Annotated in this window: 14 protein-coding genes; 7 read left to right on the top strand and 7 right to left on the bottom strand. The window is 37.7% G+C overall.

All coding sequences use genetic code 11. The features are described from left to right. Nucleotides 1-43: 43 nt before the first annotated feature. The 5 genes from AC07WY_RS15805 to AC07WY_RS15785 form a co-directional block, all read right to left on the bottom strand. Complete coding sequence (locus AC07WY_RS15805; protein ID WP_494736686.1) at nt 44-709, bottom strand: hypothetical protein; 666 nt, start codon at nt 707-709, stop codon at nt 44-46. 2 nt (nt 710-711) lie between these two features. Continuing rightward, entirely contained in the window at nt 712-3,042 is a 2,331-nt protein-coding gene (locus AC07WY_RS15800) for a glycoside hydrolase family 73 protein (RefSeq protein WP_494736685.1), read from the bottom strand. A gap of 1 nt (nt 3,043) precedes the next feature. Next, on the bottom strand, nt 3,044-3,538 hold the full coding sequence (locus AC07WY_RS15795; protein ID WP_494736684.1) for a hypothetical protein: 495 nt from the start codon (nt 3,536-3,538) through the stop codon (nt 3,044-3,046). Continuing rightward, the gene (locus AC07WY_RS15790; RefSeq protein ID WP_494736683.1) at nt 3,525-6,872 is read right to left on the bottom strand and encodes a type VI secretion system Vgr family protein; all 3,348 of its coding nucleotides are present in this window, start codon (nt 6,870-6,872) and stop codon (nt 3,525-3,527) included. The genes AC07WY_RS15795 and AC07WY_RS15790 overlap by 14 nt, the downstream gene beginning before the upstream one ends. A 157-nt stretch (nt 6,873-7,029) precedes the next feature. Beyond that, a complete protein-coding gene (locus tag AC07WY_RS15785; protein ID WP_244014395.1) occupies nt 7,030-8,727 on the bottom strand; it encodes an NAD-dependent malic enzyme in 1,698 nt (565 codons plus the stop codon). 323 nt (nt 8,728-9,050) lie between these two features. Here AC07WY_RS15785 and AC07WY_RS15780 point away from each other — a divergent pair, with 323 nt between their 5' ends. Beyond that, on the top strand, nt 9,051-9,647 hold the full coding sequence (locus AC07WY_RS15780) for a YfjT/YkfB family phage-associated protein (protein ID WP_244014397.1): 597 nt from the start codon (nt 9,051-9,053) through the stop codon (nt 9,645-9,647). Between the two features lie 5 nt (nt 9,648-9,652). Here AC07WY_RS15780 and AC07WY_RS15775 read toward each other — a convergent pair whose 3' ends face one another. Together AC07WY_RS15775 and AC07WY_RS15770 are read right to left on the bottom strand one after the other, a co-directional pair. Continuing rightward, nucleotides 9,653-9,922, bottom strand: a complete 270-nt coding sequence (locus AC07WY_RS15775) for a DUF2798 domain-containing protein (RefSeq protein WP_004723447.1) — start codon at nt 9,920-9,922, stop codon at nt 9,653-9,655. 58 nt (nt 9,923-9,980) lie between these two features. Then, nucleotides 9,981-10,400 carry a hypothetical protein gene (locus AC07WY_RS15770; protein ID WP_262087314.1) on the bottom strand — a complete coding sequence of 140 codons (420 nt, stop codon included), beginning with the start codon at nt 10,398-10,400 and terminating at the stop codon, nt 9,981-9,983. Between the two features lie 193 nt (nt 10,401-10,593). Here AC07WY_RS15770 and argS point away from each other — a divergent pair, with 193 nt between their 5' ends. The 6 genes from argS (at nt 10,594) to AC07WY_RS15740 (ending at nt 17,571) form a co-directional block, all read left to right on the top strand. After that, nucleotides 10,594-12,384: an arginine--tRNA ligase gene (gene argS, locus AC07WY_RS15765; RefSeq protein WP_004823680.1), complete on the top strand. Its 1,791-nt coding sequence runs from the start codon at nt 10,594-10,596 to the stop codon at nt 12,382-12,384. 145 nt (nt 12,385-12,529) lie between these two features. Continuing rightward, entirely contained in the window at nt 12,530-13,123 is a 594-nt protein-coding gene (locus AC07WY_RS15760) for an SPOR domain-containing protein (RefSeq protein ID WP_004723450.1), read from the top strand. A gap of 441 nt (nt 13,124-13,564) precedes the next feature. Continuing rightward, nucleotides 13,565-14,284, top strand: coding sequence for a two-component system response regulator CreB (creB, locus tag AC07WY_RS15755; protein WP_494736682.1), 720 nt, complete (start codon nt 13,565-13,567; stop codon nt 14,282-14,284). Nucleotides 14,285-14,287: 3 nt separating this feature from the next. Then, the gene (creC, locus tag AC07WY_RS15750) at nt 14,288-15,751 is read left to right on the top strand and encodes a two-component system sensor histidine kinase CreC (RefSeq protein WP_262087318.1); all 1,464 of its coding nucleotides are present in this window, start codon (nt 14,288-14,290) and stop codon (nt 15,749-15,751) included. 113 nt (nt 15,752-15,864) lie between these two features. After that, on the top strand, nt 15,865-17,277 hold the full coding sequence (creD, locus tag AC07WY_RS15745; RefSeq protein ID WP_494736681.1) for a cell envelope integrity protein CreD: 1,413 nt from the start codon (nt 15,865-15,867) through the stop codon (nt 17,275-17,277). 69 nt (nt 17,278-17,346) lie between these two features. Then, nucleotides 17,347-17,571, top strand: coding sequence for a hypothetical protein (locus AC07WY_RS15740; RefSeq protein WP_209828918.1), 225 nt, complete (start codon nt 17,347-17,349; stop codon nt 17,569-17,571). Nucleotides 17,572-17,617 lie beyond the last annotated feature (46 nt).

The raw sequence follows: 17,617 nt of genomic DNA, 5'->3' as shown, positions 1-17,617 counted from the left end.
GCTATTCCTTAACATTAGCAATTCAATACCACAATAGATCTGTTCACGAAACCGTATTAAACATTCCCAATTCATATTCCTTAGGGTTACAGTTTGCTTCAATATCCATGTCTAAATAACTATAACGATGTAATAACTTCTTTCTGTCACTTCCCTGTTTTTGCCAAATATTAAAATGAGATCCTTCTCGTGAAAAACACTCTGTTAATTGATTTGGTTGTTGGTTTGCCAGTAAATCTATACCTTTAATTTGGGCACCTTGATAAATAATTTGCTTTGGTTCAAGTTCAAAACCATATCCTGTTGAAAAATCACCTTTATTTTCATCCACATGATAAAAATACTTAAAATCACGGGCAGTACTAGAAAGTTCATCTATACAACTATTTTTTGACTCTAAAATCTTAGGTTTTATATAGCTAAACTTAAATTCAGAATCTGAATCATTTTTATAAACAATCAGAACTTTATTATGAATAGGACTAGAACTGATCAAACAACTACCACTTTCCGTAGCTAGGTAATAAATTTCATTCACTAATTGTTCTTTTAAATCAACTTTTTTTTCCGTTAAATTACCCACAGGTTCAACTTGACTTTGCGATACAGAATTAGTTGCTTGTTTTGGCTCTTTCTCCACTTTAATATCTTTAGGACTACATCCCATAAGCAAAATACATGTATAGAAAATAGAGAGTTGTTTTTTCATATTTAACGACCTGTGTGAGACCAATGAGGTACATCCCCTCTCCCAAACCATATTACACCAATTTTTTTACCTAATTTAGCCAAATCTGATATTGACGATACTTTCGTACTTACACCATCAATAACCACTGTTTTATTTGAAATCCCACTTAAAGTCATATCAACTGCCATACGGTTATTATGATTTGATCGCTCTGGTCTTCCTACTGGATTACGGCCAATCTTATAACGCCGATGCATTTCAGTTGCTCCAGCAATAGCAGCCTGATAATTACCACCGTGCGTCCAATCAATATTTACTCCAGGCCAAGGAGGAACTTTATCAGGGTTAATTTCTTTACGCATAATAGCCGCGCTGTAATACATTAAATAACTACGTTCCACTGGGCGAAAGGTTGTGCTTAAACTTACACCAATACCTGCGTCTTTTAATGCTTGTATAAACTTCTTAGCATTGCTTTTAAACGGATCAACTAAATCATCTAAACTGGTACTACTTAAAAAACGACCATGCCAATGTCCACCACTGACTTCAAGCAAAGGTTTATCAATTTTTAAAACAAGAGTCTGTTTTGACTCACTAATCACTATACTACCTTGCTTCGTCTGCGTGCCAGAAACAAGACTATAGACATTAACCTCTTTACCAATTAGACCTTTATGTTTTTTAATCCCATTACCATCTTGACCAGAAGTATGATTTCTTTTTTTCCCGTCATATTCCAACACATAAGAGATACCACTCTCCAATTGATTGGTCTTTTTATTGATCGTATGTATTTCAAACTCACCATCACGATTGATCATTTTAATTGGATGACCATTGCCCCCACGAATGTCAGCTTGACTAATAGGTGCTGTTTTATCTTCACTCACCTTTTGAGTTCTAGGTTCGGCTTTAGGTTGCTCTTCCGTTGTAGGTGATGGTTTTTTCGTAGCTGTAGAAGCTGTAAGCACATCTTGACGCTCATATTTTTCTCTTATGAGATAGGTATATTCAAGTATTTGTGAATCAAGCACCTTATCAGGCACCACTACATTCCCTTGAGGGAGAGTTAATTTGATTTTTAAGCCAGCCAGACCTGTCAATGAAATTAAGCCATTCACATCTGTAACTTTAGGCTTTTGTTGCCCACGATAGTGCGAAATCACACGATAATTAGACATAACTTTAGATTTATCGTGATTAAACAGTTTGATTCGAATTTTGACTAAAGGTAATTTCACCACTTGAGTCTGTTCACTATTGACTACAAATTCAGTAACTTTTTGAGAGAAGTCCCCCTTAGCACTACTTACAAAAACTTCAAGCTTCTGCCCCCTCTCTGCTGTAATTTTTTCTTCTCCCTGACCATTAAGCGTATGTTCTTTTAGATTATTTTTATAACGAATTGCATATTTTAAATCAGGCACTGCCTTAGAAGAATCTCCTTCAATAATTTTAATTTTAAAGCTTACATCATTACTTTGAGCTGTCGCTGTAGTTGTTGGAGCAGGTGACGGACTACTAGCAACATTCACCTCTTGCTGTTTAACGTTATTTACTGAAGGATTTCCTTGATGTTCTTCAAGTTGATCTGCAATAACAGTGGCACTTTGCTGTACTTTAATATTAATTGTGCCTTTAACCACAGGAATACGAGCAGGCACGATAATATTATTTTTTTTGAAGCTAATATTGCCTTGTGGTTTAACCACCATTCCAACAATCAACCCTTCTTGAGTCGTTTTCTTTTTTAAATAAGTCTCTCCATCTACTGAAATTTCCACTTCTTTATCACGATATTTATCACCATTTTCTTCTAAAATTGCTGCATTAACGATGTTGCAATATCCTTCTGACTCGGCAAGTGCTATCGCTCTACGGAACGTACGACCACGAGGAATTTCCAATAAATTATCAGCATATTTGGGGTTAGTGGCGAATTTTTTTGCTAACGCATATACTTCTTTTTCATGATTTCCTCTAACACCATCACTAAAATATTCTTTATAGAATGATTGATTGAGCAGCCAGACAAAACGGTCTTCTAAGGATTCTACATAATCCACATATACACGAAAGTCCGCCTCTTCCATATAAACTTGACCTGTTTTAGCGTCAACTTCAGGTACTGTGAAACGTTTGACGGGCTTACCTTCCCATCCCCCCCCAGCTTTTTTAATATTGAATAAATTATTTGTACCTGGGAGTACTTTTTTTCCCCAACCTGTTTCTTCAATAAGCTGAGCCATTATCGTTTTCCAATGTACACCATATCGAAACGCAATTTTTCGAACTGGGCAATACAGTTTGGCAGCAAAGTTCAGTTGATCCTCATAGGTATAGGCCATTTTATTTAACCTCGACTTGATATTTTTTCAATTTTTTCTGATCAATAATTAGACCATTATCAAGATTATTTTTTTCTGTGCATGACATATCTATATATTTTTGATGATTATTAATCAAAAATTTTTGATTAATAGCACAACTCCAATCTTTATTATAAATTTGATCTTTCAGTTTAGTTCCCTTTTGATCAAAGGTAGTTACATAAATAAGTGACTGTGCTAAAGATTCAACCGATGTAGTGGTTGTCTGAGACAACACATAGAATTTGTTATTACTATATAAACAATCATGAATAATCGTTTCATGAAATAATTTATTAATAAAAAATTCATTAAATTTTTTATCATTTCCAAACTGAATAAATGATTTATCTGCTGGAATTGAGTCATCAAATTTTTGCTTAAATTGACATAAATTACGCTGTTCATCATTTGCTGCAAATGTGTACATAGGTAGAATTAAGAATGGAAATAACAAAAATTTATACGATTTCATCATTCTCATCCTCATCAAAACAATCACAACCTACATGCTCATGTTCACTTTCATCTAAACTTGCAAATAAATCATCATCAGGTTCACATAGGCTAATGAATAATGTCCCTTGATCATTTTTTTGAGCATCCAGAAATTTAAATTCTATTTGATCTGACTCATCTGAAAATAAACGGTTTGTTCTAAACTCTTCATCAAGTTCACTCACATACTCAAGATTTTTTGTACGATTAATAAACTTATAAGCCAACTCAGTATTTAAAAGATTTTCTGGTATTAAATTTTTAAAATCGATACGTTTACTAAAAATTCCACTCTCAGGCATTTTCGGTAACTGCGCATTAACTGTTGCCCCACTGGTAAACAAATGTTGTCCTGACTTCACTTCAAATTTCCCGCCCGTCTTGATAAAAACACCACTACCATTAACCACCAACTGAGTACCACCCGCTTTTAGATCAATCTCTTTAGAGCTGGTTAGCTCAATCTTATCTTCAGTCGCAATCAGTTTAATCACTTTCTTCGCAATGATTTCAATCAAGTCATCCTGCGCCTGAACTTTGATCGGACCCTTTGCAGCAAATGCACTTAAACCTTTCTGTGCTGCAAACAAACTGATCTTATCCTGTGCATGACCGACAATATTCTTCTGTGCACTCAAATTAATTGAGCCTTGCGCACTTTCAGCAATATCTTGTGAAGCTTGTAACACGATATCTTCTGGAGTTGTCAGCGCAATCCCATTAGGTGAAGCCAGTAACATCAATGCCTGCCGAAAGATCTTACCTTGCTCTTGTTTGGCACTATCAGCACTATTTTCTAAGTCTTTTGTATAACTTTCCATAAAGCCCTGTAAGGAGCCTAAAGCCTGCATCGGATTCACATCCAATTTACTGCCTTTATTAAAAGTTCCACAAACACTGGTTAAATCAAAATCCTTAATTTCAACATTGGCAATTACCTTACCCACGTCTTTTAAAGCACTTAACGGTTCTGAATCAAATTTGTCTTTTAAACTGGTTAATTTACCTTTTAAAACATCCGAACCATGTTCTTCAATATTTTCGATAAAACTCTTTAAATTCTCAATCGACTCTTTGGAATCATTAAAAAAGTCTTTAAATTCATCTACAATATTCTTGGTGTCTTTACCAAATTTCTGGATGTCCTCAATAAAATCACCACTGTTTTTCAGTGCTGAAATTGGATCGCTACCCACAGCATTTTTAAATAAACCTACGGTTGCCTGTAAAGCCTGATTTGCACCTTTTAGTTCTAAAGAATTAATCAGTTTCGGCAAACGATTGACAACATTCAAGGCATCCGTTTGTTGTTTGACTGCTATTTCACTCAGTACTTTCATACTTTCTGCACCTTGATTTAACAAGGACTGCGCTTGTGCTGCTTCTAAGTGGTCTGCAATCGCATTTTCTTGGGCATACGTCGTGATAAGCATGCCTTTACCTGCACGCATGGCACCATAAGCATCGGTTCTTAACTCAAAACCTTCACCACGCCCATTGCTGGTTTCCTTATCTTTCGGATGGCTTAAGTTCCCAAGGTTAAGTTGTGTTGCTGCATGACTACTTTGTAGCTGCGTACTGATTTGGCCTGTGGTGTCATCAAATCGTAGCTGGTTAAAACCTGATCCACCCACTTCCGATGAGCGAATACCGCTTAATTTTTTGGTATCAGGCAACTGGCCTTTGATATCAAACATGGTTTGATGACGTTCTGCTTCATGTAAACGTCCCATCACAAATGGACGGTCGACATTGCCATCAAAGAAATCAATCACTACGATTTCACCAATTCGTGGGTGGAATCTTGTGCCATAACCTTCTCCCGCCCAAGAGGTCAATACATCAACCCAAGCTGAGTCTGTATCATTGTCATTCGAGCCTGCACCACCATCATGACTATTGTCATCGGTACGGGTGAAGAGGAAACGAACTTTGATCCGCCCCCATTGATCGACATAAATCGTTTCGCCTTGCGGGCCAACCACTTTGGCACGTTGTGGAAATGCAGAAGGTCTATGTGCTAAAGGGTTATACTCAGGAACGATCGGGATTCTACGGCGTACCAAGGACAACTCATTGGCTTGACGCTGGTCTTTAATTAAATGGTTCCAATAATTTAAATTAAGCAGCTTGGATAACTGATCTTGTAACTCTTTAGGTAAGTTATTTTGATTGTAAAAAGTCTTACCTAAGATTAAGAACTCACGATCCGAACCATCATGTTGATCAATTTCAGGGTGTTCTCTTAATTCAAACCAATAGCCAACTTGCGCATCACGCACTGAACTGGTTGCAGTAAAATATTTGGACTGTAATTCTTGGTATTGTGTTAGTTGGGTATTTAATTTATCAACTTGAGCTGAACTGGAAACTGTGGTTTGGTCTTCGCCATTGAGATCACTGGTCCAAGCTGGGCTAATTGTCCAAGCCTGCTCTAAGCTTAAAGTTTCATTGTCTTGTTGATCACTATGTTGGTGATTACTTAACTGGCTATCGCCCTGATCTTGTAAAAGGCTATCCGCTTGCCAACGTTGTACTTGTATTGCTGTTGATTGAATTGAGCGCTGGGCAATGAGGCTGGTGATCGTGTCAAAGCGTTCTGTTGCATGACTGCGATGGAAACGAATACTTCGTCTAGGCATTGCCTCATATTGCGTATTGTCATCAATGAGACGTAATTTTTGTGCCTGAATCTGCGTTGCCGAAATAGGCACAATTCGTACAGATTCATCAACTAACCAGTTAATACCTTCACTGCGCCACAAGCGAGTTAAAAACTCATAATCCGTTTCATTGGCTTGCATTACAAAAGGACGGATATCGTATTGTTTTTTTAAACCACTACTGTCCAGACTTAAACTGGCAGAAAATAAGGCACTTTTCGCTTGCCACTCTTTAAATAAGATTTCTGATATTTCCAGAACACTTTTGTTCATAAAAACACGGCTATTACGACGCTTATGCCAAAGACTGGTTGCATCTTCAAGCGTTAATTTATAAACGCTTAACGCCCCATCACTCTGCCCTTGGCTTGCTCCTGTTACAATTCCAGTGGTTCGGTACAATTCACCAAAATCGGTGACTTGATCAACTGCAACCTGACACCCGATAAATTGTTTTAAAGCAATATGCGCACTGGTTGAAAGGCAGAGTAATTCTGCCTTTAAGCCTTGATTTATCTGTTGTTGCCCCTGAATGCATTGCAAGAATACACTGCTGTTTAAGGCTTGATTTGAGAATTGAACGTGGATCGCTCGTGTTTGTAGTCCCAAGCCAAAGCTTTCAAGTAAGGTCGTAATATTTTTCAGCATTTTAGTTATTGATATTTAATTACAAGTGTCCTTATTTTAATTAAAAATTCAAAAAAAGACACCGATAAATTGTTATATTTTTTAATCAATATCTCTTTTAAAAAAGGGAAATTATCTAGTAATTTCCCTTTTTAACTTCATTACCTATCAATAAAAGTTAGAACGGAACACGTTTATAATCACGATATTCTGGTTTCCAGAAGTTCTGTTCAATACTTTCTAGCAATTGCTCATCACTGATCATCGGTGCTACACCATCTTGAATAGCGGCTTTAGCAACTTTAAACGCGATAATTTTAGATACTTGCTGCAATTCATTTAAATCAGGCAATAAATCTGCGTGGATATCTTGCAACTTCGGTGAACAATCGGCCAAAGCTGAACTTGAAGCCATCAACATATTGTCTGTAACACGGGTTGCTTGAACTGCAACCACACCCAAACCAATACCAGGGAAGATATAAGAGTTATTGCACTGTGAAATCTGATAGGTTTCACCATGATAATTCACTGGGGTAAATGGGCTGCCTGTCGCAATCAATGCTTTACCTTCTGTCCATTGAATAATATCAGCTGGCACGGCTTCAACTCGTGAAGTTGGGTTAGATAAAGGCAATACAATCGGATATTCACAGTTTTCAGCCATCGTTTTAATGATCTCTTCTGTAAATAAACCTGGTTGACCGGATACCCCAATCAATACGGTTGGTTTGGCATTTTTCACAACATCAAGCAGTGAAATGATTTCCTCAGCATTGCCCCAATGTGCAACATCTTCAGGTTTCTGCGCAAGTTTACGTTGGAAATCCAATAAGTTTGGCTGATTTTCAGTGATTAAGCCAAAACGATCCACCATAAATACTTTGGCACGCGCTTCAGCATCCGTCAGCCCTTCAGCAACCATCTGTGCAATAATTTGTTCTGCAATACCGCAACCTGCTGAACCAGCCCCTAAGAAGGTAATTTTCTGGTCTTTGAGCTGTTTACCTGCGGCTCTACTCGCAGCAATTAAAGTACCGACACAAACTGCCGCTGTTCCTTGAATATCGTCATTAAAACAACAAATCTTATCACGGTATTTTTCAAGTAAAGGCATGGCATTTTTTTGCGCAAAATCTTCGAATTGAATCAATGCTTTTGGCCAACGACGTTTAACCGCTGCAATCACTTCATCGACAAATTCATAGTATTCATCCCCACTGACACGAGGTTGCGACCATCCCATATAAATCGGGTCATTCAATAATTGTTGATTATTGGTTCCCACATCAATGGTAATCGGCAATGTATAGGCTGGACTAATACCACCACATGCGGTGTAAAGAGACAGTTTTCCAATTGGAATTCCCATACCGCCAATACCTTGGTCGCCTAAACCAAGAATACGCTCACCGTCTGTGATCACAATCACTTTGACATTTTTACGGTTTACGTTGTGAATGATTTCATCAATGTATTTACGGTCAGGATAGGAAAGAAATACTCCACGATGACGGCGATAAATATCGGAGAAACGTTGACATGCTTCACCCACTGTCGGTGTATAGATAATCGGCATCATCTCACTTAAGTGATTTTCAATCAGGTGGTAAAACAGCGTTTCATTGGTGTCTTGAATATTTCGTAAATAAATATGCTTATTGATCGCTTCACTGAAAGAACAGAACTGTTGGTATGAACGTTGACTTTGTTCCTCGATACTTTCGATCACATGAGGAATTAAACCGTGTAAGTTAAATTGAGTTCGTTCTTCTTCTGTGAAGGCTGAACCTTTATTTAATAAAGGCAGCTCTAATAAGGCATTACCTGCATAATGAATATATAGAGGATATTTTTTCAGGGTTTCCGTTGGCATTTCCATTCTCATTGAAGCAGACTGCCTGCTTCTATCTTTTGCTAAGCTACGACTTTGGTCTGATACAAGCTTAAGCCTATTTTTGACTAAATGGGTATTTAGATACGTGATAATGATATTCAAAGTATTTTACAGAATGATAAATTATTCTCAGTTTTGCGGATCAAATTCTCTTTTTTAAGCAATTTAATATTTTTCCATAAAATAATGAGTCATGATCCCGCCATTAAAATGCATATTTGTACGCAATTTTGACCAATCATTGATTTTTTTTCGGTTTAGATTTATTTTGTTTAAAATACGATGAAGCTAAACCAATAACAATGAACACAAAGATCTCTCTACTCCTTCTTAGCACAGTCATTGCATGTACTGGTTGCCAAACTGCAAAAAAAGTCTCTTCTGGTGTTTCTAAAACCACTGAAAAAGTCAAAAGTATGGTGGGCTTAGGCGAAGCCAAAGTTCCAGAAGTTGATCAACAAGGTGTGGTTGATGTCAGTAAAGCCACCCTCGAAAAACTAGAACAAATGAAGATCAATATGCCCACTGGACAATGGGTCTATATTGAAAATGATCTTCAAGGTATTTACACCTTACAGAACAAATCCAGTGATGGAAACGTCCTATATTTGCGTTTGAATTGTAAGATTCCTTCGCAGAAGTCTGGTTTTACGATTGAAGATAAAGATGGCAAAGAGCTGCTTAAAGCACATGATGCGCAAACCGGTCAAGTTCAATTCTTAATCGACAATAACAACTATGGCAATCCATTTGACTTAGTCAATGCGAAAAAAATGCCGACATTTAAAACAGCACTGAGCAAAGCCAAAGTGATTAAAATCTTTAACAATTCCAAACTTTATACCTTTACAAATGGCCATGCTGAATTGCTTAGCAAGCCTGTCACATGTAAAGAGTAGATCCATTATTTAGGCATATCCACAAATACGGCGGTTAAACGTCGTACTAAGGGTAAAACAATCAGAACCACAGGATATGCCACAGCCCATGATACCATCCATGCAGCAAGCCATTTGACCCAAAATCCGTTAATCAAACCCACATTGATCAACATATTAATCAATGACACCATGCCACTCATTAAACAAGATAAGAACAACGGCATAATCCATGCTGCAAATTTTGCAGGGAGTTTTGGGATATTGCCAATAATTGTGGGAGGAGTATTTGACATATATCGCTCTAAATTTACCAACAGGACACATTTTATTCTTTTAATAGACCTGAAACAATTAATCCTTCCACATAACATCGGCCACATTTTGCCATTTGATTTGATTGGACAAATTTAAAGGCTGATCATAGAGCTCAGATATCACATTGATTGCATCATCGAGTGAAATAATTGAATTTAAAGGGAGCCAGGTGTCATCACCAACATCAAATAACGCTAAGTTCAGATCTTCATTGCAAGACAGCCACGACTCGCCTTGTTGGGCAGTAGGGATATTTTTATCGTAACGCAAAATCAAGTGAGTCGTATCTATCCACCAAAACAATAAAATGATCTGACCTTGTTTTGGCATATCTAGCGCAAGATAACCTGAATTTGAATATTCCAAGTCTGTGGGCTGAATCTTCGCAAATAACTGTATAACTTGTTCTTTTTCTATATTCTCATGATCAATTTGATCTAAAAAACTCACAAACATATTTTTATCCAGTGATTAAAGCAGTGTAATCCGTCAAATCCATTTGAAATCTAAACGCCAATACACAGTGAAATTGAGCATACTGCCATTTTTCTTATCGAATAAGTTTTATTCTATACAAATGCATTCACCTAAAAGGCGCAAAATTTGCTATATTTAGCGTTTTTCTGCGACATTTATTTCTCTATAGATTATGAATACGGCCATACAAGCAGCTCTTGATCATGCAGTGCAATCCCTACAAGCTGAAGGGACTCTTCCATCTGACTGGAAAAACACAAGTGTTTTAACGCGAACTAAAGACCGAAGCCACGGTGATTTCGCATCAAACATTGCCATGATGGGCGCTAAAGTTGCTGGTATGAAACCACGTGATCTTGCAGAGAAAATTTTGGCAAATTTACCCGAAGTGGTTGATATTGCCAAAGCTGAAATTGCGGGTCCTGGTTTTATCAACTTCTTTTTAAATGCCGATCAACGCTTTACTGTGTTGGATCAGATCCAAGCACAAAAAGAACAATTTGGTAAAACCCAAGCAAATGCAGCCAAGAAAATTCAGGTTGAATTCGTTTCTGCAAACCCAACCTCTAGCCTGCATGTAGGTCATGGTCGTGGTGCTGCATATGGTATGACTGTTGCAAACTTACTTGAAGCAACAGGTGCCAAAGTTGAACGTGAATATTATGTCAATGATGCTGGCCGTCAAATGGACATCCTCGCCACATCAACTTATTTACGTTATTTAGAATTAAGCGGCCAAACTTTAGTTTTCCCTAAAAATGCTTATCAAGGTGATTACGTTAAAGAAATCGCCCAAGGTATCATCGACAAACATGCTGATGCTTATGTACGTAGTGTGGCTGATGTTTACAAAGATGTTCCAGAAGATGTGCAATATGCTGAAGAGCTTGATGCCGATGGCAATAAAGTGGTTATTTCAGGCGATAAAGAAAAGCACATTGATGGCTTAATTCACAACTCACAAGCTTTAGTGGGTGAAGGTTATCGTGTATTCCATCAAGCAGCTTTACATGCCATTTTAGATGACATTAAAGATGACCTTGGTGAGTTTGGCGTAACGTTTAATCACTGGTTTAGTGAAGCATCTTTGGCTGAAAAAATTGATGAAGCCTTACAAACATTAGACCAACGTGGTTTTCTTTATGAAAAAGATGGCAACATTTGGTTTAAATCAACTGAATTTGGTGATGAAAAAGACCGTGTAGTCAAACGTCGTAATGGACAAACCACGTACTTTGCCTCTGACATTGCCTATCATTTAAATAAATTACAACGTGGCTTTACTGACCTTGTTGATATCTGGGGTTCAGACCACCATGGCTATATTGCACGTGTTAAAGCTGCAATTGATGCGATGGGCTATGACTCATCTAAATTGACGGTACTTTTAGTACAGTTCGTCAGCTTATGGCGTGGTGGTGAGATGGTACAAATGTCATCTCGTTCAGGTCAATTCGTGACATTGCGCGATCTTCGTAAAGAAGTCGGCAATGATGCAGCACGTTTTTATTATGTGATGCGTAAATCTGAACAGCACATTGATTTCGATTTAGATTTAGCGGTATCTCAAAGCAAAGACAATGCCGTGTATTATATTCAATATGCACATGCTCGTATTTGCCGTATGTTAGAAAAAGCAGCAACAACAAATATTCAATTTGATACTGAAAATGCACGTCAATTTGCTGCAAAATTAGAACTTGATGCTGAAACTGAAATTTTAGCGAAACTCGCGGCTTATCCTGAAGTCCTTATTCGCGCTGCAAATAATTATGAACCACATCAAGTTGGTAATTATTTGAAAGAACTTGCTGCTTTATTCCATGGTTGGTACAACGAGAATAAAGTATTGGGTGATGATGCCGAATTGACTCAAGCCCGTTTATTGCTTTCAGCAAATATCAAACAAGTCTTACATAATGGTCTTGAATTATTGGGTGTATCTGCACCTGAAAGTATGTAAGTCAAGAATTGCTTTACATGTTCCCAAGACCAAGGTCTGGCTCAAAGTAAGCATTGAAGTGTGTAATAAATCATTACTTTACATCGTGTTCAAGCAAAACTATGCTTGAACACGATCTAAGCAATACATAATAAGAGGGTTCCACGTGTTTGGAAAAACGCAACGCGGTGTTTCAGAAAGGCCAACCAAACCTAAACAACCATTGATTCCTAAATGGTTAGGGATGCTTGTCGTCATTTTAATCGTGTTAAGTTTTGGTGTCGCACTGATGCTCTGGAAACCGTGGGCGCCCGTCCAACCCAAAAACGAAATCACGTCTGAGCATTATCAAGAAGATACCAACAAAGACTATCGTTTTTATGATCTGTTACCTCAACAACAGGTTACCCCTATTCCTGAACAAGCTGTTCCTGAAAGTAGAAATCAACAACAACCAGTAATTGTTGAAGCGCCTTCTCAATCTGAAAATGTTGATGTCGGTGTAAATGCTGAACGTACAACACCTGTTCAACCCGAATATATTTTACAAGTTCGTAGTTATGATGATCCTGATGCTGCCGATGCACGTCGTGCTGAAATTATCTTAAATGGTTTATCTGCCGATGTGGTTCAAAGTACAGAAGCTGGAAAAACTTGGTATCGTGTGATTTCAGGCCCTTATGAATCACAAAATGCAGCAGTAATTGCCCAACAAACCTTACAACATAGTGGTATTGACTCTATTGTAGTTAAACGCTGATCCATTCAGGCATGGCCTGATCAATCAATCGTTAAAACAGGATGCTTTGGCATCCTGTTTTATTCTTCAAAATCGTTTTTAACCTTGCTTAGATATGTGGGAAAATTGAATAATTTTTACTCAAAAGAAATATAATTCGATAAAAATTTACCCAAATTGATCAAAATTAGAGTAATCTATTTTCCGCAATACATTACCCATGTCGTTGCCGAGATATCAAAAGTCACCAATACTTTTGATTTGCTGTCCTGTGATTGGCGTGACGATCAAATCCGAAGATTACAGGGCGCTCAGAAATTCACATGGGTAAAAGCCCACACCAATAGGCATTCAGCCAATTTCAAACAATAAAACAGTTCATCTAAACTTCACTGAAAATTCATTCGCCTAAGTATTTCAATTTGAGTACACTCCTATTGAGATTATGAGTTTTTAAATGCAATGAATAATAAAAAACAGATTTTATGTGTAGAAGATGATGCTGCTATTCTTATGCCGTTACGTTACGCACTTGAACGAGAAGACTGGCAAGTGACTTGGGCCAATTCAGGTCTGCAAGCCATTGATTTTATTCAACAGCAACCCTTTGATTTTATTATTTTAGATGTCGGATTACCAGATTTAAATGGTTTTGATGTCTGTAAAAAAATTCGTCTCTTTAATCACACACCCTTGCTATTTTTAACCGCACGAGATGACGAAATAGATCGTATTGTGGGTTTAGAAATTGGCGCAGATGACTACTGTACCAAGCCATTTAGTTCGCGTGAAATTGTGTCTCGGATTAAAGCCATTTGGCGCAGAATGGAGATACAGAATCAGTTACAACACACCTCACAGCCAAACACACAGCTATCTGCAATGCCAGCTAAAGTTTGGCAATGCAATGATGAGGCTTTGCAAATCCATTACTTAGGTACAATACTGCAGCTGACTCGCTATGAATATCGCTTACTTAAATTATTGATTCAACGCCCTGAACAGGTGTTTAGCCGTCAACAATTGATGGATCATGTATGGGAACACCCTGAACATAGTTTAGAAAGAACAGTCGATACTCATATCAAAAGTATTCGCAATAAACTCAAGCAGATCTCTCCTGAGCAAGACCCAATCGAAACCCATCGAGGCTTTGGCTATAGTTTAAAAAGGCAAGGATAAACCATGTCTATTTTTATTCGCATTTGGTTCTTCTTTGGATTGATCATCTTGCTGGGGTTATGGTTTATGTCTTATACCTTCAATCAACAAGTAAAACCCAATGTACGACAGGTTGTAGAAGATACTCTTGCAGAAAATGCCAATATTATCGCGATGTTAGTGGCTGAAGATGTCTATGAAAATAAAGTCAGTACCATTCAGTTTGATGAAAAAATTCAAAAAGCGCTGAATCGAAAACTCAATGCCACGATCTGGAAACATAATAAAAATGAGATCAATCAACAAATCTATATTACCGACAACAAAGGTATCGTCATTTATGACTCACAAGGTATCGCTACAGGACAAGATTACTCACGATGGAATGATGTTTACCTGACCTTAAAGGGAAAATACGGCGTTCGCTCTACACGCAGTTATGAAAAGGACAGCAATAGCAGCACCATGTTTATAGCAGCACCAATCTATTATCAAGTTGGTCAACAACAGCAATTGATTGGTGTTGTCAGTATTGGAAAGCCCAATATTTCAGTACAGCCTTATATTCAGCGTGCTGAAAATCAGCTGATCCGTCAAGCCGCTTGGATTACATTACTCAGTCTGTTTCTCGCCAGTTTGGTGGCCTATTGGCTAAAACACAGCATTGACCGTGTGCGTAAATACGCACAAGCACTTGCCCCTGTCAATCAAACCCCCTATTTTCGCTCGGCAAAAGAACTCAATCAAGTTGCTCAAGCAGTTGAAAATATGCGAGAAAAACTCGAAGATCGTGCTTATGTGGAACACTATGTCAATACACTGACCCATGAACTCAAAAGCCCACTTACCGCAATTCAAGCCAGTGCAGAACTACTCAAAGAAGATTTACCATTAAATGATCAACAACAATTTGCCACGCATATTCATGAACAAAGCCAGCGCTTACGTAGCCTGATTGATCGGATGCTCTTATTGACCCGTCTGGAAAAATCTAAACATCAAATTGAAATGCAAAATTTCAATTTATCTGAACTGATTCAACAAACTTTAGACCAGCATGCCAGTCAAATTCAGGCCAAAAAAATCCAGTGTTTACTGGATATTGAAGCCAATTGTATGCTTGGTGCAGATCGGTTTTGGATTCAACAAACCCTCGCCAATATTTTAGATAATGCGCTGGATTTTTCTGCAGATTCAGCAAAAATCCTGATTCGGCTTCATCGTCAAACACACCAGCAAGTAGAATTACAGGTTTTTAATGAGGGCGAATGGATTCCAAATTATGCACTTACGCAAGTGTTTGATACTTATTTTTCCTTGCCTCGTCCGATTAGCCAGCAACGCAGTTCTGGTATTGGACTAAGCATTGTTAAACAGGTCATTGAACAACACCATGGACAGATTCACATTGGCAATATTCAAGGAAATGAAATCACCATCTTACAACCCCACCAAAAAGGTGTATTGGTAAAAATTCAATTGCCTTAGCACGGCCAAACTTCACTTAAAATTCATATAAAAAACCGATACACCTCAAACAAAGCACATTACTGTTTCGCACACTCAACACTGACAAAAAACAACGGCGAAGGAAAACAGTGATGCGCTCCAACTTTATTACATTCAAAATTATTGCAATCGCAATTTTAGTTGCCTTATTTTGGATAGGCTTACTCTTTATTACCAGTCTAGTCTCAGAACGACAAGATTATCAACGGGCATTTCTGAAAGAAATTGCACAAAACAATATTAGCCCTCAAACCGTGATTTCACCGTATATCCGTGTACCCTACAATGAGCAAAAAAACTGCCTCGATGAAAAGAAGGTGGCCTATTTGTGTACTGAGGAACAATGGCTATATATCAGTGCTGACAGCACGCAATGGTCATCCAACTTTAATGTTTCTGACAACACTTATAAACGCACCATCTATCGAGCAATTAGCTACACCGCTAATCTCATGGCCAAAGGCGTATTCCAAAAACCAACACTTGAAAAGAAAGATTACCAATGGGAACGAGCTGAAATTATCTTCCCTGTACATGATCCTCGCGGCTTAGATACCCAACCGAACTTAAACATGCTCAATAAAAGTTATGCTTTTGAAATGAGTGCTCAAGGCAGTAATAGTTCTGGTTTTGACTTTATGTATGTTTCTGCAAAAAAATATCCTGAATTAATCAATGCCATTCAAAATGGTTTCACTTTTGATTTAACCGCCAATATTACGGGTCTGGGGAAATTCACCCTGATCCCAACCAGTCGTAGTGTCACTTATCAGGCCAAAGGCAATTGGGCGGATACCAAATATTCAGGACAAAACTTACCCTTTGCAAAAACCAGTACACCACAACAATTCACTGCACAATGGAAAAATATTGCTCTAGGTCATCAAAACATCAGTAAATTGATTGATTGTGACAACAATGAGTGTATTCGCCAGTTTAGTAATGGCTATTTTTCCCAAGAGCCAGCTTATATGGGTGAACCTGCTCAAAGTATTGGTTTATCAACAGAATTCCTAGAATCAGTCAATGTCTATACACAAACAGATCGTGCGATTAAATACGGTATTGTGATTATCATCATCACCTTTGCTTGTTTCTTTCTCTTTGAAGTGCTTAAAAGCTTACGGATTCACCCCATTCAATATTCTTTGGTGGCGATGGCTCAAGTAGTGTTCTTTGTCTTACTACTTTCAATCAGTGAATACTATGCCTTTGCATGGGCATACCTCGTCGCTGGAATTGCCTGTGTCGGGCTCATGAGTTGGTACCTATACTATGTGATGAAAGGTTTTAAAGCCGCTGGCCTATTCAGCATCATTCTGAGTTCACTTTATGCCGTAATGTATATGCTGTTGCAATCTTCAGGTAAAACCTTTCTGATCGGCTCTATCATTTCATTTGTTTTACTTGCTGTGGTGATGTTTATTACACGGCATATCGACTGGTATCAAATCAACAATAAGCCTGAGCAAAAACTCAAATCCTATACGCCTCCGCAAGCTTGATAACGGCACAGTGAATAGCTCAAAGCGATTCACTGGCTTAAAAATAGAATCTAAATAATAGGTATTTCAATGAATACTTCCATACCACAGGAGCAGCAACACTTTAAGCAGTTGCAACAACTTTGTCCTCTGCAATGTTCAATTGCATTTTGTTTAAATCAGTTACGTGGTGCGCAAATTCAATTTTTAAATTTAGGCAATTTCATTATTTGCCCAGAATATAACTGTTTGATTATTTTTAAGTATAAAATTCTCATTCGTATAGATAGATTCACCAACAAGCAACAAAGTTGATTTGCAGATTGTAAATCATGACGTAAAATTTAAAACATAAACAAAC

The organism is Acinetobacter sp. GW821-FHT01C12 (genome assembly GCF_059422625.1).
The sequence above is the reverse complement of the archived record's forward strand: the minus strand, read 5'-3'. Positions and strand labels throughout refer to the sequence as shown.